Origin of the sequence: Pseudonocardia halophobica, assembly GCF_050948485.1 — a bacterium.
In the GTDB taxonomy this organism is placed as follows: Bacteria; Actinomycetota; Actinomycetes; order Mycobacteriales; family Pseudonocardiaceae; genus Pseudonocardia; species Pseudonocardia halophobica.
Map to the genome: position 1 here is coordinate 5,503,189 of NZ_CP192046.1, position 26,365 is coordinate 5,529,553.

Below are 26,365 nucleotides of genomic sequence, written 5' to 3' on the forward strand. Positions count from 1 at the left end.
GGAAATAGCAGTCAGCTTTCTGCGGTTTCTGCGATTTCCGCGGCAGCAGGGTGGACTCTCCACCGCGGCGACGCGCGGCGGCCAGGGCCCGGCCTGGCGGCCTGCTCCTTGAGCCGGATGAAGCCGTGGTCCTCGAGCAGCTGCAGGGACGGGTCGAGATCGGCCACCTTGCGGAAGCGGGCTCGGGAGAGGCCGGTGAAGGCGTCGCGGCGGCTGAAGATGTCGGGCCGGATTCGGCAGATCCACTCGAGCACGGTGCGAGCGTCGTCGACGATGGGGTCGGCTCCCATGCGGTCGAAGACGGCGAGGGCGTGGGCGAGGAAGTACTGGCCGAGGCGGTCGGCGGCATCGACGTGGCGGGCTTGGACGGGCTGAGGCCAGGCGGTCGGGAGGGTGCCAGCGAGGTGGAGCAGGCCGGCGATGCGGACCGTGGCGCCGGTGAGCTTGGAGGCCCAGTCGGTGATGTGGGCCAGTTCGGCGTGCGGGGCGAGCTTGGGTTCGAGCCTACGTTCGAGGTCGAGGACGCGGTGGTTGGCTTCGTCGTCGAGGCGCAGACGGAGCGGCTCGGGATGGTCGGCGAGGGTGACGACGAGCCGGGCGAGCCGGCTGGTGTAGGTGCGGTCGACCGGGGCCGGGACGGCGGCGGCGCCGATGCGGCGGCGGCCGACGGTGTTCTCTGGCAGCGAGTAGAGGATGCGGGCGAGGAGGCCGCGGCCGCGGAAGCCGGGCATGCGGGCAATGTCTCTGAGCACCTCGGGCTGTAGCGCCAGCCCCAGCGTGAGTGCGGGTTTGGCGACGTGTTCGGCGGGGCGGCCCTTGCGGTCCACGCGGAGCAGATCGCCGGCGTGGCCTTTCAGGAAGACCTCGAGGGAGGGGACGCCGCCGGAGTAGCGGCCAGCCAGGGTGGAGAAGATGCCGCCCTCGGCCGAGAGCACCGCGAGGCGGCCGCCCTGCTCGGCCAGGAGTGAGGCGGCGGCTTCGGTAGTGACGTCGTCGGCGATCAGCCGTGGCAGGGGCGGGACCACGATCTCCTCGGCGGCGAGTGCGGCGTCCTGGGCGGACGCGAGCGCTTCTTCGCGGGTGAGCCGGTCGCGGGCTTGGGTGGCGTCCTTGGCGCGGCGTTCGGCCTCGGTGTTCGCGACCTTCTTGGCCAGCTCGGCTTCGACGATGCGTGGCCGCGCCTGCTCGACCAGCGTCTGCTCGGCCTCGAGTAGCGGGGCCGTCATGGCGGCGAAGACGGCGCTCTTGCGAGAGCCCGGTGGCATCGCGACCACGGTGTAGAGGTTCAGTGGCTCCCGCCAGCCGGGTCGGACCTCGAGTTCGGCGCGGCCACCTGCCGCGGCCGAGAGGGCGGCGAGGGCGAGGCAGCCGGGTAGGTCGAGCGGGGTCTGGGTGAACTCGGCGACGGCGAGGACCATGTCGGCCACCCACGGCGGCAGGGCGTCGACCGGGAACGGCGGGACGATCCGGCGTGGGGTGAGCGGGGTGGGGTCGGCGTCCCAGCCCTGCGGTTCAGGCTGGTCCTCGCCGTGCAGAACGGCGAGGCGGCGGTCAGCGTCGAGGCCGGTGAGGATGTCGTGGGCGGAGGTGTGCCGGCGGGACCGCGAGCTCACCGTGGACCTCCCGTCGGTAGCTGGCGTGGAGTGCGAGCTCCGGCAGTCAGGCCGGAGCGGATCGTGGCGTGTGCTTCAGCCGGCGGTAGACCGATCGCTGCGGAGGCCTCGGCGAGGGCAGCGGTGGCGAGTCCTTCGGTGAGCAGGTCGGCGCCGACGAGTTGGCCGAGGGCGAAGGCAGCGCGGTTGAGGGTGTCGTTGCGCTGATGGCTTCCCGGACGAGCAGCCAGGACGTTGTCCAGCTCGCCGCGCAGGGCTGCGGCTGCGTAGCGGGAGCGGCGGCCGACCACGTCGAGCAGCGGCGTGAAGTCTTGTCGGGCGGGCACCGGCACCGCGCGGGGTGTGCTGTCCTCGCGGAGACGGTCGACGATCCAGTCCGGCAGCGGCGCCATTGCGGCGGCGTGTTTGCTGCGGTAGCGGCGGCCACGAACGATCGAGCCTGCCGCCACGACGTAGCCGCCGGCAGCGCGAACGTCGATCAACCACCCCAGCCGACCGGCAGAGTTTCGCAGCTCGGCCCCATCGGGCGCGGTGAAGTAGAGATGCTCGCCGCCCGAGGTTATCGACGGGTCGCTTCCGCTCATGCGGAGTGTCTGCTGCTCGGACGTGCCTGTGATCGCATCCGCGTCGGCCGAGACCTCGATCGAGGTGGCGAGCCTTCATCTCGCTGACTGGGCTCGAGGCAGCTCCGGTGGTGGGGTGGGAGGTGGTGGGAACGGCGTCTGGTTTGGCTTGGTTTGGCTTGGTTCGGCTTGAAGTGCTCAGGGCGGGGTAGTGAAGGCGCGACGCCGGCGGTGAGGGGCTCTGGCGTCGTTGAGCGGTGGCGTCGAGGCTGAAACGGCGGCGGAGCTGTGCGATGGGGGCAGTCAAGCTGAGTTGGCAGGTGTCGTTCGCGCCGGTGTTGGAGACACCGGGGCGGGTGCGTGCGGAGCTGGGCCGCTGGTTGTGGGAGCTGCAGTGGCCGGCTGGGCAGGCTCGGGAGTTGGTGAGCGCGGTCAGCGAGGCGGTCACCAACACTGTCGAGCACGCCTATCCAGTGGTCGGGTTCGCCGGCGGTGTGGTGACGGTGACTGCCGAGCTCGTCGAGGACGGGGACGGCCTGCGGCGGGTCCGACTCCGGGTCAGCGACGACGGCTGGTGGCGGCCGCGGCTCGAGCCGAGTTGCCCGCCCGAGCATGCCGGGTTGACGCTGATCGCGACGGTCATGGACGAGGTGCAGCTCCGGCGCGGCGAGATCGGCGAACCCGGCACTGAGATCGTCATGCTGAGCCCACCGGTCCAGAGTCTGAGCGGCTGAACGCGGGCCAGGGCCCGCGGGCGCCCAGACGGCTGGGTGCGGGACGGATGGGCAAACTTTTGCGGTGGGCTGCGCGGGGTGGGATTGTCAACGATGCGGGTTGCGCAGGCCTGAACTGAGATGGCGGTGACCTGCCGCGGCGAGGACCTCGCCGTCGACGTGCGGACGCTGCAGGTCCGGCCGGGCCTGGGTTTGGGCGTGGTGGATGCAGTATGGACAGCTTCGATGATCATTTCGGGCCGACGGAGTTCCCGACCGTGTCCCGCCGCCTGAAGCTGTCCCGGGTGTCGCTGAGCCCGACGCTGAGCATGGTCGAGGTTAGCGGGGACATCGACATCGTCAACGTCGCCGAGTTCGACTCCGGCCTGCGGGCCGCCACCGACAGCTTGGGGGTGGGCGGTCGGCTGGTGGTGGATCTGGCCGGGGTGAGTTTTCTGGCGGTGTGCGGGGCGCGCAGCCTGCTCGAGATCGACCGCCTGGCGGCCAAGCGCGGCCAGAAGGCCCGGTTTGTGATCACCACCAAGCCCGTGCGGCTCCCGCTGCAGGTGCTGGGCCTGCTCGAGCAGTTCGCGGTGTTCACCTCGCGCGCGGACGCCACGGCGGCCTAGCCGATCACCAGTGCTGCATCGACCGATCTGGGTCAGCGGGTCTGAAGCAGCGGGGGATCTCCGGGGACCGCCCCGGGCGCCGGGTCCGGGATGGCTGCCGGGGCGCAGCGGCCGGGCGAGGCCCTGGTTCAGGTTGGGGTGAGGCGTTGGAGTTGGCGCCGAAGGTCGAGATTCTCGCCGTGAGCGCGTTCGAGAGCGGCTCGTAGTGCGGTGACCTCGTCGCGGTGGTTCTCGCGGAGCCGGGCGAGTTCGGCGCTGAGCGCGGCGACCAGCGTCGAGGACTCGGCGTTCTGCCCAGCGGAAGAGGTCGATGCCGGGCCCGGCGTCGGAGGTCGGTGCTGGCTGCGGAGGTGCTCGATGCGGCGGCGGAGATCGGCGTTGCTGTAGAGGAAGGTGTGGGAGACAGCGGCTTCGCGAGCGACCGCCTGGAAGGTGATCGGCTCGCCGCGCTTGCGCAGGGCCCGGGTCGCCGCTTCCGCCGCTGCGATCTTCGCCGCCGAGCGAGCCCGGGCCGCCGCGCTCAGGATGGCTGCGCGTCGGGCGCGTCCGAGATCTTCGACCGTCGGGGCCGACGTCGGGGCCGATGTCGGGCCGGACGTCGGGCCGGTCATGATCGCCCCGCTTCGGGGGCTGTCTCGGGTTTGCTGCGAACGCGGCCCAGGTCAATATCGAGCAGGACCGGCCCGGCAGGGCCGATCGAGCAGCCGCCGCCTTGCAGTGCGCCGCCGGCCGGGGTCTCGTCCAGGGTGGCGAGGAGCCTGCTCAGGGCTTGCTGCTCGGCGCGTCGTTGCCGTAGCCAGACGTTGTCCTCGCCCATCTGCCGTCCGTGTCGCTGGACGAACCCGCTGCGGCTGCGCTCGATCAGCGCGGTGGTCTCGGAGAGCTGACGGCGCAGCGCCTCGGTGTGGGTGTCGTCGGTGACGAACACCGAGCAGGTCAGGCAGGCGTTGCCCTTGTCGCAGGTCTGCAGGGGCGGGAGCATGCACCAGCCGTGCGGCAGGAACCGGTCGGCGCGGGCGAACAGGTGCAGGTGGTCGTGGTCCTCGGCGGAGAGCTGCACTCGGGTGCCGTCGGCCTTGAGTTTCGCGGTGGCGAGGAAGGCCTGCTCGGCGTGTTCTTCGCGGGCGGCGACGTAGTGCATCGACATGGTCGGGGTGGCGTGCCCGGCGTAGCGCTGCAGCACCTTGATCGGCAGCCCGAGCTCGGCGAGGCGGGTCAGTCGGGTGTGGCGGAACCGGTGGGTGTGGTTGAGCGCCACCCGTCGCCCGGCCCCGTCGGTGATCTTCACCAGCGCGCTGAACTCGCGCAACCACCGGTTGTAGGTGCCGGCCGGGTAGGGCTTGTCGCCGTGGGCGTTGCTGATGCGTTGGGCGAACAGATAACGGGATTGCGCGACCTGCAGGTTCTCCCGGATCCAGCGCTGCTGCTCACCGATGATGGAGGCGACCTCGGCGTCGACGAGGATCGTGTCCGGCGCGCTCTCGATCTTGCTCTGCGCGTAGCGGAACCGGAACACCTCGGCTGCCGGAGCCTCGATGCCCTCGCTGGTGGTGTCCTCGCTGGTGGTGTCCGCGGCCTTCAGGCCGGGTGTCGTGCCCGGGGCGGGGGCGGCGGTCAGGCAGTCGAAGTCGCAGGTGCGGATCTCGCTGACCCGCCGCCCGGTGAGGATCTGCAGCAGGATCATCCGCATGGCCTGCGGATCCCCGAACCCGTGCGCGCGGACCTCGCTGCCGTCTCCGCGCCGGATGAGCATCTGCTGGCTGCGGGGCAGGCCCAGCAGCGGGACCGCCGCGGTGATCTGGGCCAGGGCGTGGTCGTCGATGTAGTGGTTCGGGTTCAGGTCGGGCTGGCGTGGGATCCGGTACTGCGCTCGCAGCCAGGCCGCCGCATGGGCGTCACCGAGCTGGGGCCAGGGGTCGACCCCGACACCGAGGCGGGCGAAGACCTCGAGGGCCTCCCGCCGGTTGTCGGCCATGAACTCCAGCAACTCGGCCACCGCCCGCAGATCCGCGTTGACCTGCCGCGGCGCCACCCGCGGGCGCCGGTCCTGCGGGCGATCGGAGCGTTGGGCCGGGTCGGCGGCCCAGCGGGCGAACGCGGCCGCGAACCGGCCCGCCTCGTCCGCCCTGGTGATCACGTCGGTGGGGTCGTCGAAGGTGGCGCGCAGCCATCGGTCGAGCCGGACCAGCAGCCGGGACTGCCCGATCGTGGACCAGCGCAGTGTCCCGGCCTGCAGGCGGGTGCCCAGATGCCACTTCACCGCCGCGCGCAGCCACGGCAGCTCCAGCCTCGCCGGGGTGATCCGGATCTGCCCGCGCGGTTCCCGCGGTCCGAGCGGGATCCTGGGGTCGCAGCGCGGCACCCAGTCGTCGAGTTCCCACCACGGCCCGTCGTGGCAGGCCGCGATCAGCGCCGACCGGGCGACCTGCATTAACGACCGCAACCGGGCCCGAGCCCCCGGCGAGGGCAGCCGCCCCCACCGGTCGGCGTAGAACCAGCCCAACAGCCGCTGCGCGGCTTGCGGGGTCATCGCCCGCATCGACGTCGCGACCGGCCGGTGCTGCGCGTGCGCGCGGCGGATGGCCAGGGCGAGCTGGTTGATCGGCTGGATCGCCACCCGCGCCCCGTCGACATGGGCCTGCCAGTGCGCCATCCAGGCCAGCTCGGCAGCGAACGGCTCCGGTAGCCCGCCCAACCGCAGCACCGGCTCCTCGGCCCAGCCCGGCAGATCCTCCCACTCCGGGAGCCCGGCGATCCTCGGCCCCTGCCAGCGCTGCGGCAGCGCCTGCCAAAGCACCCAGATCGGGTCGACCAGCGCGTCCGTATCGACGGTCTTCGCAACATGGGCGGGCCCCAAGCCGGTGGTCACCACGGCCCCTCCCGTCCGCCGCTCCCGGCAACCCCGCCCGACGCGCCCCCAAACGTGCTTCCGGCGGGGTTGGCGGAGACGCCGGCCGTGTCGAGGCACCACCCGGTGACGTAGCGGGTCCAGTTCGCCGCGGCCCGCAGCGCGGCGTCCTCCCCGACCCAGCCGTAGAGATCCAGCGTTGTCTGCACGTGTGCATGCCCCAGGCGCCGCGACACCACCCAATCCGGGCTGCCCGCCAGCAACAGCGCGGTCGCGTGGGTATGGCGCAACCAGTGCGGGGTCCACCCCGCCGGCCCGATCCCCCGCCGGCGCAGCGCCTCGACCTTGTCGCGGACCGTGCCCTCACCCAGCATCCCCAGCAGCGGCTCCCGAGTCAGGTTGACCAGCAGCGGCCCGTCCGGACACAGCACGACCCCGAGCTCGTCGGCCCGACAGGCCAGCTCGGCGAGGTAGTCGACGAACAACCTCTCCAGGTCCGCGCCGACATAGACCCGTCGCGGGCGCATCATCTTCACCCGCGCGCCATTCGGATTGTCCGCCCGCGGAACGACCTCGACAAACGGTGTCCCGCCGCGGCCCATCACGAAGTCGCTGATCCGCAGCCCCAGCACCTCACCCAGCCGCATCCCGGTCTCGGCCAACATCGCGAACACCAGCCGGTCCCGCAGATTCCCCCGCCAGAACCCGGTAGCGGGGTCGAGGACCGCGCAGCCATCCAGCACGGCCTGGACCTGCTCGGGCAACAGCAGCGGCGGCCGGTCCCGCGACCGGGTAGGCCGAACCCGCACCAACGACGAGCGCCCGTCCCAAGCCGGGCGACTGCCCGACTCACCGCGCCGGCGGGTGCGCTGGTCCAGGTGCGCCAACAGCTCCCGCCCGCTCGCCCGCCGCACCGACCCCCGCAGCAGTCGATCGGCCACTGCGACGTCGAACACCGCCTTCTGCCACCGATAGAACGACAACACCGCCGCCAGCCTGACGGCCACCGTGCGATCCGACGGCACCGCCCGATCCGACGGCGCAGTCCGACCCGACAACACCGATCTCGCCGCGCGTCCGTCCCCGCGTCCGGTCCGCTGCCAGGACACGAACGCCCCCACCGCGGGCACTCCGACCTCATCCCAGGCTCCGGCCTGGTCGCGCTGCTCGAGGAACGTCCACCACTGCGCCAGCGCCGTCGCATAGCCGCGGACCGTGTTCGGCGACCACATGTGCCGATGCGCCTCGAGCCACGCCTCAACCGGCAGCACGGTCGCGTACTGCTCGTCGATCACCGACCACGTTCGTTCCCCGGACGGCGGCCGGACCGCGATGCTGCGCGCCACGACCCGACATGCCAACGTCGCTGATCGACTCGGCGGCGGACACGACACGAACAGCACCGCTCGACCCAACCAACATCAGCATCTGCCGTCATCGCCGGCGCTCCGGGCGCTCCGGGCGCTCCGATCGCGGTGATGGGGGCGCGCCGCCCGGCGACGTCTCACCCCCGTCTGATCCGCCGCGGCAGTTGTCGGCCGTAGGCCAGCCCGTCCTGCACCGTGCGCGCCACCTCCGCCGTGGTGCACCCGTCCACCCCGACGTGACCCGCGGCAGCATCCAGCAAGGCCTCACGCGCGGTCTCCTCTTCGAGCTCACCGCCACCGACCAGGCGACCCAACGTCCTGGCCGCCTTCAACAACGTGTCGTGGCGGGTCCCGGTGGCCGCCGCCGCGACCAGCGCCGCCTCGCGCTCCACGATCGCGCGGACATACGCCCCGGTGCGCCCTCGCGAAAGCCCGAGCACGGCTCCGCCGGCACCGCTCACCGCAGACGACGGGGGCGGCGACGGCGCAGGCCGCAGCGCCTCGACCAGCCACCCCGGCAGCTCGGCCACCGGACCACGCCGCAGCAGCCGGTAGGAACCCGCCTCACCGCGCGACCCCGCCGCGACCACATAGCCGCCATGGGCCCTCGTATCCACGCGCCAGCCCAAAGCAGCGACCGTGTTCCTCAGCTCCACACCGTCCGGGGCGCCGAAATACAGGTGCCGCCCGTTCGGCGTCGCCACCGAGTAGGTGTCCCACGGGGGCTCGCTCCCGGCCCGCCGCGCAAGGATCTCGAAGACCTCCGACCCGTCCTTCGCCCCGGCGAACTCCGCAGGCGCCGTGTCGCCATGCCCACCGTCGAGATCCACCACGACCAGCCCGGACCTCCCAGCTGCGACACCGATGTTCAACGGCGCCCCGCCACCCCACCAGCGATAGATCTGGGCCCGATCCGTGGTCGCCCTCTCCTCCCACTGCTCCACCACCGGCGTCTTCCCGCCCGGCACCAACGGGAACACCAACCAGCCGCGCGACGCCGCCGCCAACGCCGCACGCAGAAACGAACTCCTTTCCCTCATCGCCAGCCCCCTCCCCCTCGCGACGACGCCCGGCCCGCCACGGCTACCCCTCGTTGCCGACCCGCTGATAACCCGGCAACCACGACGCTGCACCCACCGCCGGAGCAACGTCCCTGCCGTGGCTGCGAGCTGCTGTACCGCCCCCAGATAACCGACGCGGTCTCCACCGCGTAAGTCTCGAACGGTGCGGTCTGGCCGTTCCGCTCGGCGAGGGCGGCCAAGACGTCTGCCCCGTCCCGGATCCCGGGCCGGTCCCACTCCGGAGGTCGTTCGACGCCATGTTCGGGCGTGTCGAGATCGACGACCACCAGCCTCGACGGTCCACATGCGATTCCGATGTTGAAGCGCTTCGACCCGGCCCAAGCACGACGGATTCGCTCAGGATTCGTGGTCGCGCGAGCCTCCCAGTCCCGGATCGCCGGGCGCTTGTCACCGGGGCGGAGCGGGAAAACTCGCCAGCCTCGAGCAGCGTGGGCGAGCGCGGAGTGCAGCAGATCAGAACCCACCATGGCGCCCTCCCGTGATCGAAAGTCCGCTGCGCTGTCGGAGATCGGGCGCATACTCGGCGGCATGACGTGGACGCCGGACGAGCCGCCCTGGGCGGTCCCGTCGCGCGCCCAGATTGCCGACCTGCACTGGTTGGCCTACGCCGACGCCACCGAATCGGGCTCGCGGACCGCGGCCGGCGTCGTCGCGGCAGTCGCCTGGGCACGCGGTGGCCAGCAAGCTCCGGTCAGTGGTCGTACGGAACAGCCGGTCTCCCGTGCGCTGGCGGAGATGGAGCTCTGGGCCGCCCGCACCGTCATGTCGCCGAACTCCCCGGTCCCGATCGACGCGCTGCGCGACGAGCTCGGCGTCACCTACTGCCCTCCACGGCAACTCGATCCGCACAGGGCTGCCGGAGCGTCGGCGGCGTTGAACTGGCTGTTGGGCAAGGCCACTTCTCCCCCGCTGCCCCTGCCGGTCCGACGGCCGGACGGCCGGCCGATCGAGGCGCAGGAGCTGGTCGACGCGGCGATGGCGGCCGCGCCGTACAAGACCTGGGGCCCGGAGGAACGTCATGCGGCGCGTTACGAAGCGAGGGCGACGGTCGAGCAGTCGCGGCGGTTGATCGCACGGATCGCGTCGACTCAGGAGCATGTGCGGCGCACGGGTTAGCGCTCGGCGACGGCGTCCCATTCGGAGGTCTCCTCTCGTGTGTCCTGCCAGGTGTGGGGCTGCCGGGCTGCTTCGTCCTCGGCAGCGCGCTCGGCGTCGGCTGCCTCGCGCGCGGCGATCTCGGCGAGGGCAAGCTGGGCGCGGGCCACGGCGGCGGTCGTCTCGTCGACGGTCGGAACTCGATCGGCAGGAAGATCGACGGTCTCGCTGCGGTCGGCCTCGCTCACCTCGCGGAGGTCCGGCAGGTCGGTTTCCGGGCCGCGCGCGACGTCGTCGAGGACAAGCAAGTCGTCGACGACGTCGTGTTCGGAGATCTCCCGGTGCTGGTCCTCGTCGCGCTGCTCGGCGAGGTGGAGGGCGAGCCACTCCTCGGCCGTGACCTGATCCGTGGGGTGGGCGAGGTCGACGCCACGAGCGCCGAGCTCGACGCGGGCTCGCTCGGCCCGGTCGCGCGTCGTTGCGGAGTGGGCGTACCAGGTCGCGCGGGCCTGGTCGGCGATCTCCAGCTGAGCGGCTCGCTCGGCGAGTGACTCGGCCTCGGCGCGGGCCTGCGCAGCCGCGGACCGGAGCTGCTCCTGCTCGGCCTCGTCGGTGACGGCGTCCGCGTGCGCGTCCCAGATCTCCGCGTCCGCACTGGCCTTCGCGGCCTGCTGGTGAGTCTGGTCGAGTTCGTCGCCAACCCACCGTGGCGCCCACGCGGTCTCGCGTTCGTAGGCGCGGACGCGCATCCGCAGCTGCCCGTCGGTGAGGTCGGCTTCCTCGGCTCCTGCGTCGGGAAGGTCCAACGCGGTGTGCGCGGCGCGGAACAGCGCCGCGGCCTCGGCCATGCCTGCGGCGGGTGCCGGACCGAGCGAGTCGTGCTCGTCGGTGTGCCCGGCAAACTCGCGGTACGCCGCGGCCCACCCGGCCCGGCGTTCCCACTCGGCCCGTTCGACGACGTCGTCGGGCACCGGTCCGAGGGCCGTCCTCGCCCAGGCCGGTAGTTCCTGGGCGATCTCGGCGCCCAGCTCGTGGCGTCGAAGATCGACGGCGTTGGCACGGTCGCGCAGCCACGCGGCCCAGCTCCCCGTTGCGTCGCGGGGCACGAGGTCCAGGGCAGTTTCGATCTCGGGCGTCAGGCGACGATGGAAGGTGGTGGTGATTCGGTGGTGCAGGACCTGGGCGGGCGAGCGGGCGTCGTCGAGGCTGCGCCCGTCGATCGCGCCGGCGAGCACCGCGGCGGGGTCGTGGCCGGCGAGCTCGGCCGTGCGAAGCAGACGGTCCAGGGAACTGAGGGCTTCATCGGCCGCAAGCCGCTCCCGGCTCTTCGGAGCGAGTAGCCCCTGCGCGGTGAGTTGGTCCAAGGTGGCGGCGGTCCGACCGGCAGTTACGTGCGAGACGCCCTCAACGAGATGCCCGGCGTGGGTCAGCGCCGACCGCGCGGTGATCTCGGCCTGCTCGCGTTCGGCGAGTGCGGTCTTGTCGGCCTCCGCGGCGGTGAGGACGTCCGCCAGCACGGCTCGGGCTGTCCGCGGTTCGGTGTCGAGCGCCTCGCCCGGTTTCGCGTCGGGTGCGGTCGATCGCGTCACGGTCCAGGCGGTGTTGCTCTCGCGTCCTCGGGTCAGCGCGACGTAGAGCGAGGACGCGTTCGTGCCCGGTGCGAGCGCGGCGTGGCAGGTGTCGACGGTCCGGCCCTGCGCGGCATGCACCGTGCTGGCATAGGCCAGGGCCAGATGCGAACGGACGTAGTCCGCCGGCAGCTGCATCGCGTCACCGCCGGCCACCGGCGCGACGGTGAGCCCACCGTCCTCGCGTAGGGCCGTGACGCGATAGGTGCTCCGGTTGATCGGCGCTTGCCTGTTGCCGGCAAAGCCGATCAGGTTCCAGCCGTTGCGGCGGGCCTGCACGAGATCTCCGACCCCGGCGACGGTGCCCTGCATGCCTAGCTCGACGCCGGCCGCCTCGACATGGCCGAGGTCGACGAGCTGGGCGCGGAGGGCGGCGCTGACCCGCGCCGCGGCGTCGTTGCTGCCGACGATGAGGATCGAGTCCCGCCCGCCGAGGGTGTCGGCCATCCATGCCCGCGCGGCCGCTGTCTCGGCCTGGTCGGCGGTGCCGGCATCGATGAGCCGGCCGTGCCGCTGGTAGGCCTCCAAGGCCTGCGGATCACGCTCGCGCAGTTGAAGAGACGCGCTGCGTTCCCACGAGGCGGAGAACCGGCGGACCTCGCCGAGCTGGTGGGTGAGGCCACGCTCGGCGACGTCGGACAACGCCCCGCCCGGACCCACCGCACCGAGCTGCGCCGGGTCACCGACAAGCAGGAGCTTGGCGCCCGCCGCGTCGCACCGCGTCACGATCTCGGTCAGGTCCGCGGTCGACGCCATCCCGGCCTCGTCGACGACGACCAGGTCCCCGTCCCGCAGCAACATGTCGCCGGGGACGTCCCGGAGCCAGCGGGCGATGTTCGTCGCGCGCAGGCCTTCCTCGCTCAGGAGGTCGGCGGCAACCTGTGAGGGCGCCAGGCCAATCACCCGCCGTCCCGCCCCGGCCCAAGCTTCGGTCAAGGCGCCGACGGTGAAGGTCTTGCCCGTGCCCGCGGCGGCTGCCAACACCTCGACCCGGGCGCCCGAGGTCAGCACACCGCGCACGGCAGCCGCCTGGTCAGCGCCGAGCTCGTGCCCGGACTCGGCGAACCGAGTCACGACAATGTCCGCGTCATCCGCGGAGAAGGTCGGAGCCCCGCGGAGGACCGCACTGCCCCGCAACATTCGCTCGGCGGCGAGCTGACCCGGCGCGCTGTAGCGGTCAGCGCCCGGCCGCTGGAACATCGACTGACCGTCGGCGCGCCGCAGCTCGGCGGGCAGCTCGTCGAGTACGGGCGGCGGCGTGATCGGGACGGCCTGTTCGAGTGCGGTGTCGGTGAGCCGCTCGAGCAGCGGCCGCACCTGATTTGGGCGCATGCCGAGATGTCCCGGCAGCTCGTCGGACACCGCCCGCATCAGATCTGACCGCGACCAGGACGCGCGCGTGGTGCTCACGTTGCCCAGGGCCCGCTCGACGACGTCCTGGACCGACCACTCTCCCGGCGCGCTCGGACGCTGGCTGCGGCCAACCACGTCGTGCGCCACCTGGTTCAGCCCACCGGCCACGGCTCGGCGGGCCTCGGCCTCCCACCGGTCGAGCCGCTCTCCTAGCGACTCCCCGCCGGGCGACTTCGCCGCCCGGGTGGCGAGGGTGGCCTGCTGAGCCAGCCGGGTGCGCTCGAGCGGCGACGGGTCACGCCCGAAGCGGGCAGCGAAGGCGTCGATCAGCTCCCGGGTGTGGGCGGTGATGGCGTGCCGGCGGGAGGAGAACAGCTCCAGCAGCTCCGAATCGATGCCGACGACCTCCCGCGCTCGCCCGTCCGGGCGGGTGGCCAGCTCCACCCCGAGCGTCCTGGCGAGGTGGGCCTCCATGACCCGCTCGGCGATCGCGCCCGCCGCACCCCGGTGTGTGTGGATGGTGCGGGAGTCCAGCGCCCGCCACTTCCCGTCGGCAGCCTGAACCCGGTTGAGGATCGCGTTGTGCACGTGCAGCTGCGGGTCGCGATCGCGGGAGTCGTGCTGCAGGAACTGGGCAACGACGAACTCGTGGGCGTCGATCCACCGCCCGCCCCCACCACCGTGGTGACCAGCGCGGGCGTACCCAGCGGCGTCCTGGAGGTAGTCCAGCCCGGCCCGGGCACCCGCAAGCACCGCGTCCTCCACCGCCCGCTGATGCGCCGCCCACGCCGCAGCCGCCCGCTCGTCCCCCGCCGCCCGGGCGTCGTTGGCGGCCCGCTCGAACGCCACCCCGAGCACCGTCACGCTCTTCGGCGCGGAGAAGGTCGCGTCGATGAACGCCACAGCCTGCCGTGACGACACCTCGGCTTGCGTGCGCAGCTCGGCCCGCCGCTCCGGTCCCGCCTGCGGCTCGGCAGCCACCAGCTCGGCGTAGATCTGCTCGGGCGAGCGGAACTTCTTGTGAGGCGCGGCCAGTGGCGCCGCCTGCCCCCACGTCGACCGCGACGCTGTCGCCGGGTCACGAGGATCGAGCAGGTGCGTGTACACGGCCTCCATCAGCTCGGCGTCGACCTGTCCGGCCAGCCCGAGCCGTTCCGCACCTGCGCCGTACCAGAGGCCGGCAGGCTCGCCCGTGGCGACGGCACCGGTGTAGTAGCCCTCCCGGCCGCCGGCGACCGGTCCGGTCAGGTAGCCGACCTCGTGGCCGATCGCCAGGCTCAGCACGAGCGCCCTCGCAGTCCCATCGGATCGTGATGCCTAGGTGTGTACAGGCTTTTGATCTTCAGTAGTTGATCTTGTGGTCGCGGGGTCATCGGTGGGCCTTCCGGTGCTGTGCGCGGTCGTGCTGCTCGGCGGCGGCGAGCTGAGAGTCGGTCGGCTCGAGCAGCAGACGGCGGGTCGTCCAGGCGTCGGCGACATCGGCGGCAGCTTCGGCGAGCGGGGCGAGCGGCGGCGCTCCGGCCTGCTCGCCTCCCGGTGCGTGGAGGACGAGCTCGCAGCCGCCGACGGCGGCGCGCAGTCGCTTGACGACACCGGGGCGGAAGCGGTCGTGCCAGTCCCCGATCCGCTGCCAGGAGCCGGCGTTGTCGTCGTAGGCCGCGGCGTGGGCGCCGCGCAGCCACCACAGCTCCTCGACGACGGCGGGGTGCCAGAGCCAGCAGGACGGCAGATCCGCGTCGGGGTAGCGCAGATAGACGGCTTCGACCCACTCGACCAGATCGGCCATCCCGGTCAGGGCCGCCTCCCGATCGTCGGCGAGCAGCCACCCGCCGCCCGCTGATTCACGCCCGCCGTCTCCCGCTCCGATCGAGGCGTCGCCCGGTGCTGGGCGCGAACGGGAGAGGCTGGTGACGTCGGCGGCCAGCTGGCGGACCAACGTCTCCAACTCGCCCAGCCGCCGATGGGTTCGCTCCAACGACCGGGCGAGGGCGGTGACCACGGTGTCTCGCTCGTCGGTCATGGCCGCCTCCCCGGCAGCGGCACGACGTTGTCCCGAGCCTCGATCTCGGCCACCGGGGCATCACGACGACCGGCGCCTGCGTCGTGCATCCGTCGCGCCACCGGGCCGAACCGATCGGGCCAGCGAACGGCCAGGACGTCGAGCGCGGCGACCGCCGCGTTCGCGGTCCACATGCGGACGCGGGCGGCACGTTCTTGTCGGCGTTCGGATCGGGCATGCGCGCGGACGTCGCGCCGCCGCCAGGCCATCCGGACCCGGCCGATGACGGGCGGGATGCCACGGCGGAACACCACGACCTGGCCGGCCGGCAGGTTCGCGATCTGCGCCGGCGCGAGGACCGGGACCCGGCGGACCGTCCGGGACGCGAGCCGGCCGTGGTCGTCGGTCGTCGTGACCGGCTCGTCGCGTTCGCCGGCCAGCGTCGACCAGTACGACAGGTCGTCGCGGTCCCGCGTCCCGCCGAATACCATCACGGCGGCCGTGTTGTTCAGGATGATCGCCGCGCCCGTCTCACCCCAGCGAGCGATCACCTGCGCACGGGACTGGAAGGCGCCGATGATCGAGACGCCGCGCCCGCCCATGTCCGCCGTCCACGACTGCAGAGGCACGGGCGAAATCAGGGCCGCCTCGTCGAGCGCGAGCGTGAGTGGCGGATCGAGCCGCCCACCGGGCCGGACGGCGGCAAGCCGCCGGGCCTCGCGCGCGATGAACCCGGTGAGCGCGCAGACCAGCGGCGCTGCCTGGGCCTCCTCCGCGCCGAGCAGGTAGACCGTGGCTCGGGTGTCGAGCAGATCGGCCACGTCGAACGGATGAGCCCCGCTCGCTGCGCTCGACGCCGCAGGCGAGGTCAGCCACCCGAGCGCCGGCATGATCGTCGAAGTGATCGACGTCCGGGTGCGGTCGTTGGTCGTGACGAACTGCGTGGCGTCCTGCACGTACTCCGGCGCCGGCGACTTCCGCAGAAGCGAGGTCACCTCGCGCTGCGCAGCGTCAGGGTCGGCGACCCAGCCGAGCACCTCGCGCATGCTCAGCCCGCCGAGGGCCGCGGCGTGCATCAGCGCCGCCAATACGCGGCGGCCTTGGGTGTCCCAGAACTCGCGATCGCTCCCGCCAGGCGATCCGGCCGCGAGCAGGTCCGTCGCACGTTCGGCCGCCGTCACCGGGTCCGCGCAGCCCGTGAGCGGATCGAAGGTAATCGTCGACGAGTGGCCGGCCAGGCCGACCGCGTTGAACACGTAGACCGGTCCTCGACGTCGGCGGAGCGGTGAGGTCAGCTCGAAGAGATCGGTCCGGGTCGACGTGACGACGGCGGCGCCGGGCGCGTCGAGAACCCGCCCGGCCAGCCAACCGGTCTTGCCCGTCCGCGGCCCGCCGAAGATCAGCGTGACGTCTTCGATCGACGACCACACCCGCTGCAACCCGACCTGGCACAACGCCACCCCGACGTCGTCGGTCCGGATCCGACCGCGCTCCGCACGAGGCAGAGCCGTCAGGGCCGGCCGCACGGACGCGGCCTTGCGCCGGATCGCACGGCCCGATGCGACCCGGGCGATATCGACAGACGACGCCACCCCGGACTTCCGCCGGGACCGCGCACCCCAGCGCGTCACCTTTGCTGCAGTCCGACTCCACCGTTGCCAGAAGAGTGCGAGCAACACGGCGCCCGCGACCGCGAGGACCCACCACGGAAGCTGTCGCCCCAGTCCCCAGCCCATCAGGAGCGCGGCGAGCGCCAACGTCACCGCGGCCGGCCGCGAGCGCCGCGCCCATGCGACGACCGCACCCACGGCGAGGAGCACGAACAGCAGTACTGATGAGACGGTCACGACGCGTCCTCCTCGAGCCGGTCGTCGTTGTCGGTGTGGCGGGAGGCCTCGAGCAGCTGGCGCGCCTCGTGCTCAGTGACGCCGAGTTCCTTGGCCAACCGGCGGCGTCCAAGACCGCCGGCGATGAGGGCCTGAGCCCGATCCGTCACGGTCGGCTCCGAGACCGGTTGTGCTGTCTCCCACCACCGGGACAACCCGTTCCCGTCGAGGTCCGGCAACTCCTCGGGCGACTCATCGACGGCGGCCGGGACCCGACGTCGGCCGACGAGCACCGCCAGGTGCACGACCGCACCGAGCACGGCCGGCGCGATCGCCGACACCACCACGACGACCCACCAGGGCGGCGCCAGCCCGTACGCCTCCAGGCCGTGGCCGAGCGCGTTGGCCGCGACCGACAGCGTCAGCAGCCCGAGTGCGAGGGCCCGAGCGAAGCGCCGGGCGGGCTCGGCGGCCCAGCCGCCGAGCCACACCAACGACCCCGCAGCCGCACCGGCGTCGACCACGACCGGGAGCAGCCACGCCAACCAGGCGGCGAAGCCACACATCAGCGCGAGATCGCGCAGCGCGGCGAAGGAGAGCACGGCCGCAGCGACCGCCACGATCAGGAGCAGGGCGAACAGCACACCTCGTGCGGTCACCGCGCACCACCCTCGCGATCAGCGGGATGCACCGGAATCCTCCTGGTTGAGGACCGGCGTCGCGGCGTCGTCGACCGTCGAGAAGAAGCCTGCGACGGCGTCGGGCACGCCGCGTCCGACGGGCGTGGCGACGAACAGGGCGAGCGCCACGACGGTGAAGGCCACGGCTCCCGACGGCACGCGTGCCTTCGCGAAGATGAAGGCTCCGACCAGTGCGAAGAAGATCAGTACCCCGACGCCGTCCACCCCAACGGTCCTTTCGTCGTGCGTCTGTGGTCATGCCGCTTGCCTCCGGCGCCGCCAGCGCGGGATCTGGAACCCGCCATCGCGCAGAACACGGACGAGCCGAAGCCGCTCCCGGTAGGTCAGGCCGCCCCAGATCCCGTGCGCCTCGCCGGTCGCGATCGCCGTCGCGAGGCATTCGGGCTGGACGGGGCAGGACCGGCAGATCGCCTTCACCTGCCCCGCCGGCTGGCGGTCCTCCGGGAAGAAGAGGTCGGCGTCGATCTCCCGGCAGGTGGCGAACACCCGCCAGTCCGGCTCGACCTCGTGGACGAAGAGGGCGGAGAAGAGCTCAGCCGCGCCCATCGGCCACCTCTTCGGCGGCGGCGAGCGTCCACTCCGCGACGTCGATCGTGCGGTGTCCCGCGACGGCGGCCTCGGTCATCGCCTCGAGCGCCTTGGCCGGAACGACGATCCGGCCGCGGATGCGCAGGGCCGGGAACTCCCCGTCCTGGATCGCACGGTAGACCGTCATCTCCGACGCGCCGAGCATTCGCGCGGTCGCGGCCACGCTGTAGAAGGCCGGCGCGACCGAGTTCTCGCTGTGCTGCTGCTTCCTCACTTGTCCTCCTCAGGACGACCGAACCCAACCATATGCACATGGTGCACTTGATGTAGCAGGAGTGGTGACACGCCTGTGGATGGGCGTGTCGTGGAAGGTGAGGGCGCCGCCCGGCAAGATGCCGGGGACGACGCGAGGAGGGTCGGTGGCGAGGCGCCCCAAGTACCAGCAGATTGCGGACGACCTGCGCGGCAAGATCCTGGACGGGACCTACGCCGTCGGGGACCTGCTGCCTTCCACGTCGACCCTGATGGCGACCTACGAGGTCTCCGTGACCGTCGCCCGCGCCGCGATCAAGCAGCTGCAGACGGACGGCCTGGCCGAGGGCCAGCCGGGCAAGGGCGTCTACGTCTCAGGCGAGCCACAGCCGGCAATCCCATCGGAGGAGTTCGTCGAGATCAGTCAGCGGATCGACGAGCTTCGGGAGGCTCTCGACTCGGCGATGGCACGGCTCGACGCTCGGGTGACCGAGCTCGAGAAGACGATCCGCCGCTGACAGCCCGGCCCAGGTCGTCGATCCGCGCGGCGAGCAGCTCGGCCCACTGGCGGACCTCGATTCCGAGCCGAGCGAGCTCCTCGTGCAATGCGACCTTCTCGGCCGGCCGCAACGGTCCCCCGCCGCTCATCTCTTGCCGTCCCTCATCCACGTGATCCACTCTGACTTTCACGAACGGCCCACGGCAGGGCACAGAAGGGGGCACACTCGGACGCCCGGGCACAGAGGGAGGTCGATGGCCGCGAACGAGCAGCTCAGCGCTCTGCTGCGCGAGGCCGGTTTCCTCGACCGCAACGGCGACGTGGGGCGCAAACGTTTCGCCCGAGCGGTCACAGCGATGGCGGCACGGCGCGGCCTGAAGCGCGAGTACACGCACACGTACGTCAGCCGCTGGATCAACGGCACCGTCCCTCGCGACGAGGAGGCGAGGGCGTGCATCCTCCAAGCTCTCGGCGAACGTCTCGGGCGCGAGGTCCATCCCGACGAGGTCGGCTTCGCCGGCGCGAGCGTCTCCCCCGACGTCGGCCTGTCCTATCCAGACGACGTCGCCGACTCGGCGTCGACGCTCGCGACCTTGCTCCAGGCGGATCTCGACCAGGCCGGCTCAGTCGTCGCCTCACCCGTGAATCCGGCGGCGTGGAGCGACGCGTCGCTGTCCTGGCTCGTCGGGGCGCGAAGCGCTCGCGACGAAGGGCCTGGCACCGTCGGCGCGAGCGACGTCGAGCGTATTCGCCAGACGCGGCTGACCTTCGCGATGCTCGACAACCGCTTCGGCGGCGGCCACACACGACGAGCCCTGATCTCCTACCTCCGCGACGACCTGCCGAAGACACTCCGAGCGTCGGCGTCCTCCGTCGTGCAGCAGGAGTTGTTCGCGGCCAGTGCCGAGATCACCCAACTCGCTGCCTGGAGCTCTTACGACGTCGGGCACCACGGGCTGGCGCAGCGGTACTTCATCCAGGCGCTCGCTCTCGCCGACGCCGCCGAGGATCGCAGCCTCGCGGCGAGCATCCTCGACGCGATGAGCCACCAGGCCACCTATCTTGGGAAGTTCCGGGAGGCCGCCAATCTCGCTCGGGCCGCCGCTCTCGGCACCAACTCCCTCGGCGTCCCCGTGCTCAGCGCGCACTTCCGCGTCATGGAGGCGCGTGCGCTCGCCAGGGTCGGCGACTCCACCGGTTGCGATGCCGCGCTGAGCGAGGCTACGACGCAGTTCGAGCGGCATTCCACCGGCGACGGTCCGGAGTGGATTCAATACTTCGACGAGGTCGAGTTCGCCGCGGAGCTCGGCCATTGCCACCGCGACCTCGGCCGGCCGTCGGACGCCATCCGGTGGGCAGCCCAGGCCGTCGAGGGCGCGACAGGCGAATACCTGCGGAGCGACTTCTTCGCGACGATGGTTCTCGCTCAGGCACAACTCGATGCCGGCGAGGTCGAGTCCGGCTGCGAGACCGCCCTTCGCGCGCTGGACCTCGGCGAGGAGCTGCAGTCGACCCGCTGCGCGAGCTATGTTGGGGAGCTGCGCCAGCGACTGCCCCGCTTCCGCGGCAGCCAGGTGCTCGCCGACTTCGTCGAGCAGGCCCGCACCCGCAGGCTCTGGCCGCAGGCGGATCAGTAGGCCGACCAGTCCCGACGGCTCGCTCCGGTTCGGATCGCCGCGATCCGTTTGGCAGCTTCCGCTGCTGACTTCTCAGACTCCGCGGCCTGCCGACTGAGCCACGCCGTCATGGCGATCTCGCGCATGTCGGCGAGCCGCTCGTAGCCTTCCCACTCCAGCAGGTCGTAGCCGTAGACGTCGACGAAGGTCTCGTACTCCTCGCGTGTGTGCCAGCCCAGCCGGTCGTAGAAGAGCGCCGTCTGGATCAGATCCCACTCGCGGGGTCCGACGGCAAAGCTGTCCAGATCGATCAGGACCGGCCGGCCGTCGCGGTCCAGGATGACGTTGCCGACGTTCGCGTCCCCATGGATCACGCCGCGCGGCAAGGCGAACGGGAGCCCGTCGAAGGTCTCCCGCGCCCAGCGGTAGCGCTCCTGCAGGAAGGCCGCGTCGCCCTCCTCGAGTCCGGGGAAGGACGGCAGCGGGGCATCGGGCGTACCAAAGGGCTGCAGTCTCGGGAGCTCGACGGAGGCCGGCGCGTCGAGCTCGTGCAGCCGCCGGATGAGCGCGGCCACGTCGGCAATGCCGGCGTAAGTTTCCCCGTCGGAGACCGACTTCCAGAACGTCACGAGACGGTCGCCCACGACGACGGGCTGCTCGACGTCGACGACCTGCGTCGCGGGGTAGTCGAGCCCCTCCAGCCATCGCGCGACGGCGACCTGACGCTCCACCGCTTCAGCCTTGGCCCTGGGGCGAGAGACGCGCGCAATCACGCGGTTCGCCAGCCGAAAGACTGCATTGGAGCCGTACCGGATCAGTTCGGCAGGCTCGTCCTCGAGCTGGACCTTCTGCGCCGCAGCGTGCAGCACAGCCGCCGGGTCGTCCTGCTCGGCCTGCTTCCTCATGCCCGCGTCGCTGATCGCGCACCTCAATCTGTCGTCGTGGAACCCGTCCGCGGCGCTGCCGACCCGAGCCTACGGCTGGGCGACGCGCCCGTCAGTCCGTCGGATACAGCCGGCGAGTGAACGACCGAGGCTGCTCGTTCCCTTCGACGAACCACGCGACAGACTGCCTCGTGCCGAGCCGGCCAACGCGGAAGCTGGTCACGGACGTCGAGAGCACCCGGTCGTCGAGCGACCGCGACCGGGCATACTCACGCGCCTCGGACTCGGACCCGAAGATGACCTCGACCGCCCCGACGTCGTCCAGCCTCGTCGCATGGACCGAGTAGACCGTGTCCGCCACACCGCCTCCTCAACTACGTCAATCTACGACATAGTACGACGAGCACTGCCACGTACCTGATCAGCCTCATAGCCTGCGTGTCGTGGCACGGCTAGTGACGAGCGGACAGCTCGCCAAGGAGCTGGGCCTCAGCCTGCGGACGATCCAGCGCTACATCGCCAGCGGCGCGATCACTCCTGAGCTGCGCACGCCAGGTGGGCACACGCGGTGGGATCCAGATGCAGTTCGCAGAGAGCTACATGCACTACAACGCGGCAAGTGATTGCCGCGCGGCCGATTGAGCGAGTCAATGAGGGTCACCTTTACTGACGCAACTCCAGAACCGAACGAAACTTGGACCGCAGCGCCAGTGCTAGATTACGTAGGCGCGAGAGATCGGAGACGAGGCACTCAAGCGACTGACGCGAGGTGCGAGTAGTCATACCGGAAGGACGAGGCCGAGCCGCATCCAATTAGGGCACGCTTCTCCACACTGGGTCGGTTCATACGCGACATGCCGCCGCCGTTATGAGACACTCCCGATATCACGCTCGATATCACGACTGAATCGTTCTGCAATAATCAAGAACTGCTCTTCTATCTCTTGTTCACCCATAGAGGCAGCTCGGCGCTCACCGAGCATGTCGCTGACTAGGGCGAATTTCTTATCGAAGGTCATTCTATCAAAATTTGGAATGTACCCCCAGTTCTGCCAGCTAGGATGCCTAGTTGCCCAATACGTCTTCGTAAACTCGCGCAGTCTCACCGTACGCGGAAGGTCAAAGCGAGCCGCGAAGCGACGCACAGTTGCGTCGAGACTCTTCAACAATCCGTAGTCATCCATCTGTCGGAAATACTGCACCCAGCCGCACTCTTGGTGCTTGTGTGTGAATCCTGTTATGCGGAGATTGACTGCGCGTTCGCACCTCCTCGCCGCCTCGGCAATACTCTCAGCGCTGGGATACTCGCCTGAAACGGGGGACACTTCGCGCTTGTACTGAGTGAAGGTTCTGGCAAGCGAGGCCTCAAGCTTGTGCACGCTGGAGCGTCTCACCGAGACGGAATCCTTATCAAACACGTAGCCAAGAAAGTCGAAAGAATCGGATAAACTGCCGCCTACGCACTTCGCCGTTGTTCCAAGCGCCGGCACGTCGAGATCGTGACGGGCGAATAGGCGGCGAACCTTGCCAGCGAGCCGGTCCTGGTCCGCATCTCTGCAGAGCAGAAGGATGTCGTCGACAAATCGAAAGTAGGCGCAGCGGTTGTCCTTGGACATTGCATCATCGATCGGCTTTGCGATCATCTCGGCAAGAATGTTAGAGATCGCGATGCCCTGGGGGACTCCCCTCGAGCTCCGAGGCCGCTTCCCACCGCGATCTGGAACAGCGGGCGTTTGGATCGCTTGCTCGATCATTCGGAGCGGTTCACGCTTCCTGATCCGCCTCCGCAGGGCGGACTTTACGACAGCGTGCGGGATCGAGGGATAGAAGTCGACGACATCGAGCCGCACGAAGCTATTGAATCCCAGGTTCGAACCCAACGCTCGCTTCACGTCGTCGATTCTCTGCTGCGGAAGCACCCCTTGGCAGCCCGGGTAGAGTTCCGCTAGAAACTCAGCCAGGGCCCGGAGAACGATACGATCGCGCGCAGTCGGAACCGATATTTGGCGAGGAGGCCGCCCTGCACCCTTTGAGACGAGCAACTCGCGATACTGAGTGAACTGAAAGCTTCCAGACGCGAGCTTTCGCGACAACGAGTCACACAACTCGTCGATCTGTGGCTCGAGCATCTGAGGGGTCAATCCGTCTCGCCCCCGTGCCAGTCCCAGGGATACTCGATCCTCGAAGATCTTCTTCAGGTTCGAGGCCTCGACGCTACGCGTGTAGACCGCAGCTGGAGGATCACAGGCCACCCAAGTACCACCGAACGAAAGGCACCAGGATTAGGACTGGAACTATGAGAGTGACGTACGGCGCTAGAGAAACTACAGAGTCCCTCCAGGTTCGCCGCTTAATCATCAGCCAATCACTCTCGTTGAACCGATGAAAGTCAGCCGACGAGTGGTTCTCGGAAGCCTCCAGGGCGATTTCGTACTCCTTGTGCAGCTCCTGGAACCGCGTGAAGGAAACCTCCTCGGCTACATCGCGAAGATTCTCAGCATGATAAGCGATCTGCTGAATTCGCTTATAACTTGACTCCATCGCTCTCGACCGTACGCCATAATTGACGCTCGACACTACTAGCGACGCTACGAGGGAAAGGATCGCCAGCGCGACCATCAGACTATCGCCCTGCTTGCCATACATCTCTTTGTCCACGAGCATGCCAACCGCAGCGACCGTCGTTGCGGTTGCTAGGGCGATAAGTGAAGCGTTCCACGCATTATTCCGTCGGTTGAGTCGTTCGTAAGCTCGTAGTCGAGACTTGTAAGTCGAGTAAGCCCGACGCTCAAGACGAGATAGCGCGTTTACGATGCTGGGGAAGTGCGGTTCGGCCACTGATCTCCTTCGACCGAAAATCGTCCAGTCAACGCTCTCCCGGAGGAGAACCTCACCATCGGTGACACTGAGAACAGGATCGCTGCCCTCAACGCAAATATCAGTACTGCCCGCAGCACCACGACTGCGAGCTAGTGACCGAACCGCGAACAGCGACGTTACCACCCGCTCAGGTGACGTCCACAAGCGGGTAGCCACCGAACAGCCCAATGCACGACATTGAACATGGAGCGTCCCGCCAAACCCTTGGGTCGCGGCCCGTGAGAGTCATCTACAGCAACTGAGCTGCAGCGATGTCCCGCCTTGGTCGGGAGCCGGGCACCGTATCGTCGTGCTTAGTAGCTTTCGGTAGCTTCGCTTCCGAGGTAGCGCCAAAGAGTTCCGTCGCGGCAGCGCTGGCGCCTCGCTGCGGCGTGGACATCCTATGGAGCCAAGGTGTCGTGGTGAAGCGAGGTCATCATGAGAGTTGCCGAGCAGCGTGCGCTCCCCGTTGATCCGCGTTCGCGGGTCGATATGTCCCGACGGGTCGACATGCACAGCTGGCCGAGAGGGTGTCTCTCCCGCCCGGCCAGCCGTCTCAGAGGATCCTGATGCTCTGACAAATCCACCGTCTGTGCCCGGTCAAGTCGAATGAGGCGGCCAATCCTCGGCGCCGTCCCCCAATCCGAACTGAACTCGCGACCTCCACCGTGCCCTCGTGTGGTTGGGACGGGTGGAAGCTCAGCAACCGGGCCCCACCCCGCAACCCGCTCGGCGCCACCGGCACCGCCCGCAGATAGCGAAGCACCCGCGGCGCGACTAGGTCGATGAGCTGCTTGGCCGGGCGGCGCTGGTCGAGCACCTCCACTGCCATACCCACCGTCCGGTGCGCGTGCGCGATTGCGGCGCGGTCGAGCACGACGTCGGTGAGAGGGTCACCCGGCGGAAGCTCGGACGGAGCGTCGGCCGAGGCGCGGTGGCCGCAGGTGGGGCACGGGTCGAGGAAGTCCTCGCCGTCGAACACCACCGTGCGGACCGGGCGCAGCCCGAGCACCCGGCGAAGAGTGTCGTCCTGGGGCATCTCCTTGTGGTCGAGGGTCTGGGACATGGCGGCCTCCTGGAGAGTTCGGCAACCAGCCCGAGCAGCAGGTCAGTTCTTCTAGTTGTGGTGGGCTGGCTGCGGGGCGCGGTGCGAAGCGCCCGCCCTTGCCGTCCGCGCCCGACTCCGCCCGGCGAGGCTCGCGGGCAAGGGCGACCGCCAGGTCGTCGGCGAAGCCGATGCGCAGCACCCTTGCCCGGGAGACCGGGCGGAGTAAGCGGCCCATCACCGGAGACGCAGCCCGGGCCGAGAGGCCGGTCGTCTGCAATTGGCTCGAAACTGCACGGCACGCGTGTCGTCGCCATCGGACTTTCGGCCGCGTTCACGGCCGTGGTACTCGTCGCGGCGGCGTGCTCGAGGTCTGGCAAACGTGAACTGCCGCCTCAATCCGGCTGTTACCAACTCGCGATCCGCCCGCGGTAACGGGCCGCCCACGCACTGCGATCCGTGAAGTGACGTCGGGGGACGAAATGCACGAACGGAGACGCTCCCCCATGTCTCAGCCTTACCCGCCGCATCCCGGTCAGCCGTATTACGGTCCTCAGAACGGTCGGCCCGGTCCCTACCCGCCGCAGCCGCAGCCGCCGCAGCCGCAGCCGATGCCGCAGCAGTACGGCCAGCAGTGGGCGCCGCCGCAGCAACCACGGCCGCAGCAGTTCGGCTTCACCGGCGGCCACCAGCAGCCGCCTCAGATTCCCAGGCAGCGCAGCGCCGAGCCGACGCCGCCGAAGAAGCGGAAGAAGTGGCCGTGGATCGTCGGCGTCCTCATTCTGATTCCGATCCTCGGCTTCGCCGGCTGTACCGCTCTCGTGGGTGGCGCGGTCAAAGCTGTCGACGACGCTCGCCAGGGCGGCACCGTGAACCTGGGCGAGACCTACACCTACGCCTCCGGTATCGCCCTGTCGGCCAGCGTCCCGAAGCCGCACAACCCGAAGAACCAGTTCATCGTGGCTAAGAACGAGCAGGGCTGGGAGTCCACAGTCACCATCACCAACGGCAGCACAAGCCCATCGGCGCGTCGCTGGTGACAATGAGCGCTACCGCAAACGGCGCCCCCGCTCAGCAGTACTGGGGCGACGGCAATGGCCTGCCGACCCAGCAGATTGCGCCCGGTCAGTCCCTCGCCGTGCCGTTCCAGTTCAAGACGCCCAAGGGCACGAAGGGCTCGCTGCAGATTGCCGTGGCCGCCGAACTGAACGAGCCCGTCTTCTTCAACGGCTTGCTCGGCTGATCAGAGGCGTGACCGGCTGAAA

The 26,365-nt window shown here is 70.1% G+C and carries 27 protein-coding genes; 8 read left to right on the plus strand and 19 right to left on the minus strand.

All coding sequences use genetic code 11. The features are described from left to right. Window positions 1–11 precede the first annotated feature (11 nt). Entirely contained in the window at window positions 12–1,613 is a 1,602-nt protein-coding gene (locus tag ACQP04_RS26080) for a YfjI family protein (RefSeq protein WP_433503205.1), read from the minus strand. Then, complete coding sequence (locus tag ACQP04_RS26085) at window positions 1,610–2,197, minus strand: bifunctional DNA primase/polymerase (RefSeq protein WP_433503206.1); 588 nt, start codon at window positions 2,195–2,197, stop codon at window positions 1,610–1,612. The genes ACQP04_RS26080 and ACQP04_RS26085 overlap by 4 nt, the downstream gene beginning before the upstream one ends. A gap of 299 nt (window positions 2,198–2,496) precedes the next feature. Between ACQP04_RS26085 and ACQP04_RS26090 the strand changes: the two genes are divergently transcribed. Then, a complete protein-coding gene (locus ACQP04_RS26090) occupies window positions 2,497–2,910 on the plus strand; it encodes an ATP-binding protein (RefSeq protein WP_433503207.1) in 414 nt (137 codons plus the stop codon). A 212-nt stretch (window positions 2,911–3,122) separates the two neighbouring features. After that, on the plus strand, window positions 3,123–3,518 hold the full coding sequence (locus tag ACQP04_RS26095; RefSeq protein WP_433503208.1) for an STAS domain-containing protein: 396 nt from the start codon (window positions 3,123–3,125) through the stop codon (window positions 3,516–3,518). Window positions 3,519–3,646: 128 nt separating this feature from the next. Here the strand turns inward: ACQP04_RS26095 and ACQP04_RS26100 are convergent, their stop codons facing one another. The 5 genes from ACQP04_RS26100 to ACQP04_RS26120 form a co-directional block, all read right to left on the minus strand. Next, a complete protein-coding gene (locus ACQP04_RS26100; RefSeq protein ID WP_433503209.1) occupies window positions 3,647–4,129 on the minus strand; it encodes a DUF6262 family protein in 483 nt (160 codons plus the stop codon). Next, a complete protein-coding gene (locus tag ACQP04_RS26105) occupies window positions 4,126–6,387 on the minus strand; it encodes a tyrosine-type recombinase/integrase (RefSeq protein ID WP_433503210.1) in 2,262 nt (753 codons plus the stop codon). Before ACQP04_RS26105 ends, ACQP04_RS26100 begins: the two co-directional genes overlap by 4 nt. Next, complete coding sequence (locus ACQP04_RS26110; RefSeq protein ID WP_433503211.1) at window positions 6,384–7,712, minus strand: tyrosine-type recombinase/integrase; 1,329 nt, start codon at window positions 7,710–7,712, stop codon at window positions 6,384–6,386. The genes ACQP04_RS26105 and ACQP04_RS26110 overlap by 4 nt, the downstream gene beginning before the upstream one ends. Before the next feature lie 158 nt (window positions 7,713–7,870). After that, on the minus strand, window positions 7,871–8,773 hold the full coding sequence (locus ACQP04_RS26115) for a bifunctional DNA primase/polymerase (protein WP_433503212.1): 903 nt from the start codon (window positions 8,771–8,773) through the stop codon (window positions 7,871–7,873). Then, window positions 8,770–9,345, minus strand: coding sequence for a bifunctional DNA primase/polymerase (locus ACQP04_RS26120; protein ID WP_433503213.1), 576 nt, complete (start codon window positions 9,343–9,345; stop codon window positions 8,770–8,772). Before ACQP04_RS26120 ends, ACQP04_RS26115 begins: the two co-directional genes overlap by 4 nt. Here ACQP04_RS26120 and ACQP04_RS26125 point away from each other — a divergent pair. After that, window positions 9,344–9,931 (plus strand): hypothetical protein, encoded by a 588-nt coding sequence (locus ACQP04_RS26125; protein WP_433503214.1) that lies wholly within the window; start codon window positions 9,344–9,346, stop codon window positions 9,929–9,931. The genes ACQP04_RS26120 and ACQP04_RS26125 overlap by 2 nt on opposite strands. On the opposite strand, the gene mobF is transcribed toward ACQP04_RS26125, so the two are convergent. From mobF to ACQP04_RS26160, 7 genes are all read right to left on the minus strand, one after another. Beyond that, a complete protein-coding gene (gene mobF, locus ACQP04_RS26130) occupies window positions 9,928–14,175 on the minus strand; it encodes a MobF family relaxase (protein WP_433503215.1) in 4,248 nt (1,415 codons plus the stop codon). The two genes, ACQP04_RS26125 and mobF, sit on opposite strands and share 4 nt — an antisense overlap. 85 nt (window positions 14,176–14,260) lie before the next feature. Next, the gene (locus ACQP04_RS26135; protein WP_433503216.1) at window positions 14,261–14,911 is read right to left on the minus strand and encodes a hypothetical protein; all 651 of its coding nucleotides are present in this window, start codon (window positions 14,909–14,911) and stop codon (window positions 14,261–14,263) included. Beyond that, window positions 14,908–16,737, minus strand: coding sequence for a type IV secretory system conjugative DNA transfer family protein (locus tag ACQP04_RS26140; protein WP_433503217.1), 1,830 nt, complete (start codon window positions 16,735–16,737; stop codon window positions 14,908–14,910). The genes ACQP04_RS26135 and ACQP04_RS26140 overlap by 4 nt, the downstream gene beginning before the upstream one ends. Continuing rightward, a complete protein-coding gene (locus ACQP04_RS26145) occupies window positions 16,734–17,375 on the minus strand; it encodes a DUF2637 domain-containing protein (RefSeq protein WP_433503218.1) in 642 nt (213 codons plus the stop codon). Before ACQP04_RS26145 ends, ACQP04_RS26140 begins: the two co-directional genes overlap by 4 nt. Window positions 17,376–17,393: 18 nt before the next feature. Beyond that, window positions 17,394–17,621 (minus strand): hypothetical protein, encoded by a 228-nt coding sequence (locus tag ACQP04_RS26150; RefSeq protein ID WP_433503219.1) that lies wholly within the window; start codon window positions 17,619–17,621, stop codon window positions 17,394–17,396. Between the two features lie 30 nt (window positions 17,622–17,651). Next, window positions 17,652–17,963 carry a WhiB family transcriptional regulator gene (locus ACQP04_RS26155; protein WP_433503220.1) on the minus strand — a complete coding sequence of 104 codons (312 nt, stop codon included), beginning with the start codon at window positions 17,961–17,963 and terminating at the stop codon, window positions 17,652–17,654. Next, a complete protein-coding gene (locus ACQP04_RS26160) occupies window positions 17,950–18,219 on the minus strand; it encodes a helix-turn-helix domain-containing protein (RefSeq protein ID WP_433503221.1) in 270 nt (89 codons plus the stop codon). Before ACQP04_RS26160 ends, ACQP04_RS26155 begins: the two co-directional genes overlap by 14 nt. A 145-nt stretch (window positions 18,220–18,364) precedes the next feature. Here ACQP04_RS26160 and ACQP04_RS26165 point away from each other — a divergent pair, with 145 nt between their 5' ends. After that, window positions 18,365–18,715, plus strand: coding sequence for a winged helix-turn-helix domain-containing protein (locus tag ACQP04_RS26165; protein ID WP_433503222.1), 351 nt, complete (start codon window positions 18,365–18,367; stop codon window positions 18,713–18,715). Window positions 18,716–18,950: 235 nt separating this feature from the next. Further along, window positions 18,951–20,333, plus strand: coding sequence for an XRE family transcriptional regulator (locus ACQP04_RS26170; protein ID WP_433503223.1), 1,383 nt, complete (start codon window positions 18,951–18,953; stop codon window positions 20,331–20,333). Here ACQP04_RS26170 and ACQP04_RS26175 read toward each other — a convergent pair. Together ACQP04_RS26175 and ACQP04_RS26180 are read right to left on the minus strand one after the other, a co-directional pair. After that, the gene (locus ACQP04_RS26175) at window positions 20,327–21,217 is read right to left on the minus strand and encodes a phosphotransferase family protein (RefSeq protein ID WP_433503224.1); all 891 of its coding nucleotides are present in this window, start codon (window positions 21,215–21,217) and stop codon (window positions 20,327–20,329) included. The two genes, ACQP04_RS26170 and ACQP04_RS26175, sit on opposite strands and share 7 nt — an antisense overlap. Window positions 21,218–21,308: 91 nt before the next feature. Next, the gene (locus tag ACQP04_RS26180) at window positions 21,309–21,557 is read right to left on the minus strand and encodes a hypothetical protein (protein WP_433503225.1); all 249 of its coding nucleotides are present in this window, start codon (window positions 21,555–21,557) and stop codon (window positions 21,309–21,311) included. Between the two features lie 94 nt (window positions 21,558–21,651). On the opposite strand from ACQP04_RS26180, the gene ACQP04_RS26185 reads away from it, so the two are divergent. Beyond that, window positions 21,652–21,819: a MerR family DNA-binding transcriptional regulator gene (locus ACQP04_RS26185; protein ID WP_433508437.1), complete on the plus strand. Its 168-nt coding sequence runs from the start codon at window positions 21,652–21,654 to the stop codon at window positions 21,817–21,819. Window positions 21,820–22,062: 243 nt separating this feature from the next. Here the strand turns inward: ACQP04_RS26185 and ACQP04_RS26190 are convergent, their stop codons facing one another. From ACQP04_RS26190 to ACQP04_RS26200, 3 genes are all read right to left on the minus strand, one after another. Further along, window positions 22,063–23,325: a reverse transcriptase domain-containing protein gene (locus tag ACQP04_RS26190; protein ID WP_433503226.1), complete on the minus strand. Its 1,263-nt coding sequence runs from the start codon at window positions 23,323–23,325 to the stop codon at window positions 22,063–22,065. Window positions 23,326–23,437: 112 nt separating this feature from the next. Next, a complete protein-coding gene (locus tag ACQP04_RS26195; RefSeq protein ID WP_433503227.1) occupies window positions 23,438–24,232 on the minus strand; it encodes an SLATT domain-containing protein in 795 nt (264 codons plus the stop codon). A gap of 379 nt (window positions 24,233–24,611) precedes the next feature. Then, entirely contained in the window at window positions 24,612–25,121 is a 510-nt protein-coding gene (locus tag ACQP04_RS26200) for an Rv3235 family protein (RefSeq protein ID WP_433503228.1), read from the minus strand. Between the two features lie 590 nt (window positions 25,122–25,711). On the opposite strand from ACQP04_RS26200, the gene ACQP04_RS26205 reads away from it, so the two are divergent. Both ACQP04_RS26205 and ACQP04_RS26210 read left to right on the plus strand, forming a co-directional pair. After that, window positions 25,712–26,140 carry a hypothetical protein gene (locus ACQP04_RS26205; RefSeq protein ID WP_433503229.1) on the plus strand — a complete coding sequence of 143 codons (429 nt, stop codon included), beginning with the start codon at window positions 25,712–25,714 and terminating at the stop codon, window positions 26,138–26,140. 2 nt (window positions 26,141–26,142) lie between these two features. After that, the gene (locus tag ACQP04_RS26210) at window positions 26,143–26,343 is read left to right on the plus strand and encodes a hypothetical protein (RefSeq protein WP_433503230.1); all 201 of its coding nucleotides are present in this window, start codon (window positions 26,143–26,145) and stop codon (window positions 26,341–26,343) included. The last annotated feature ends 22 nt before the right edge of the window (window positions 26,344–26,365 follow it).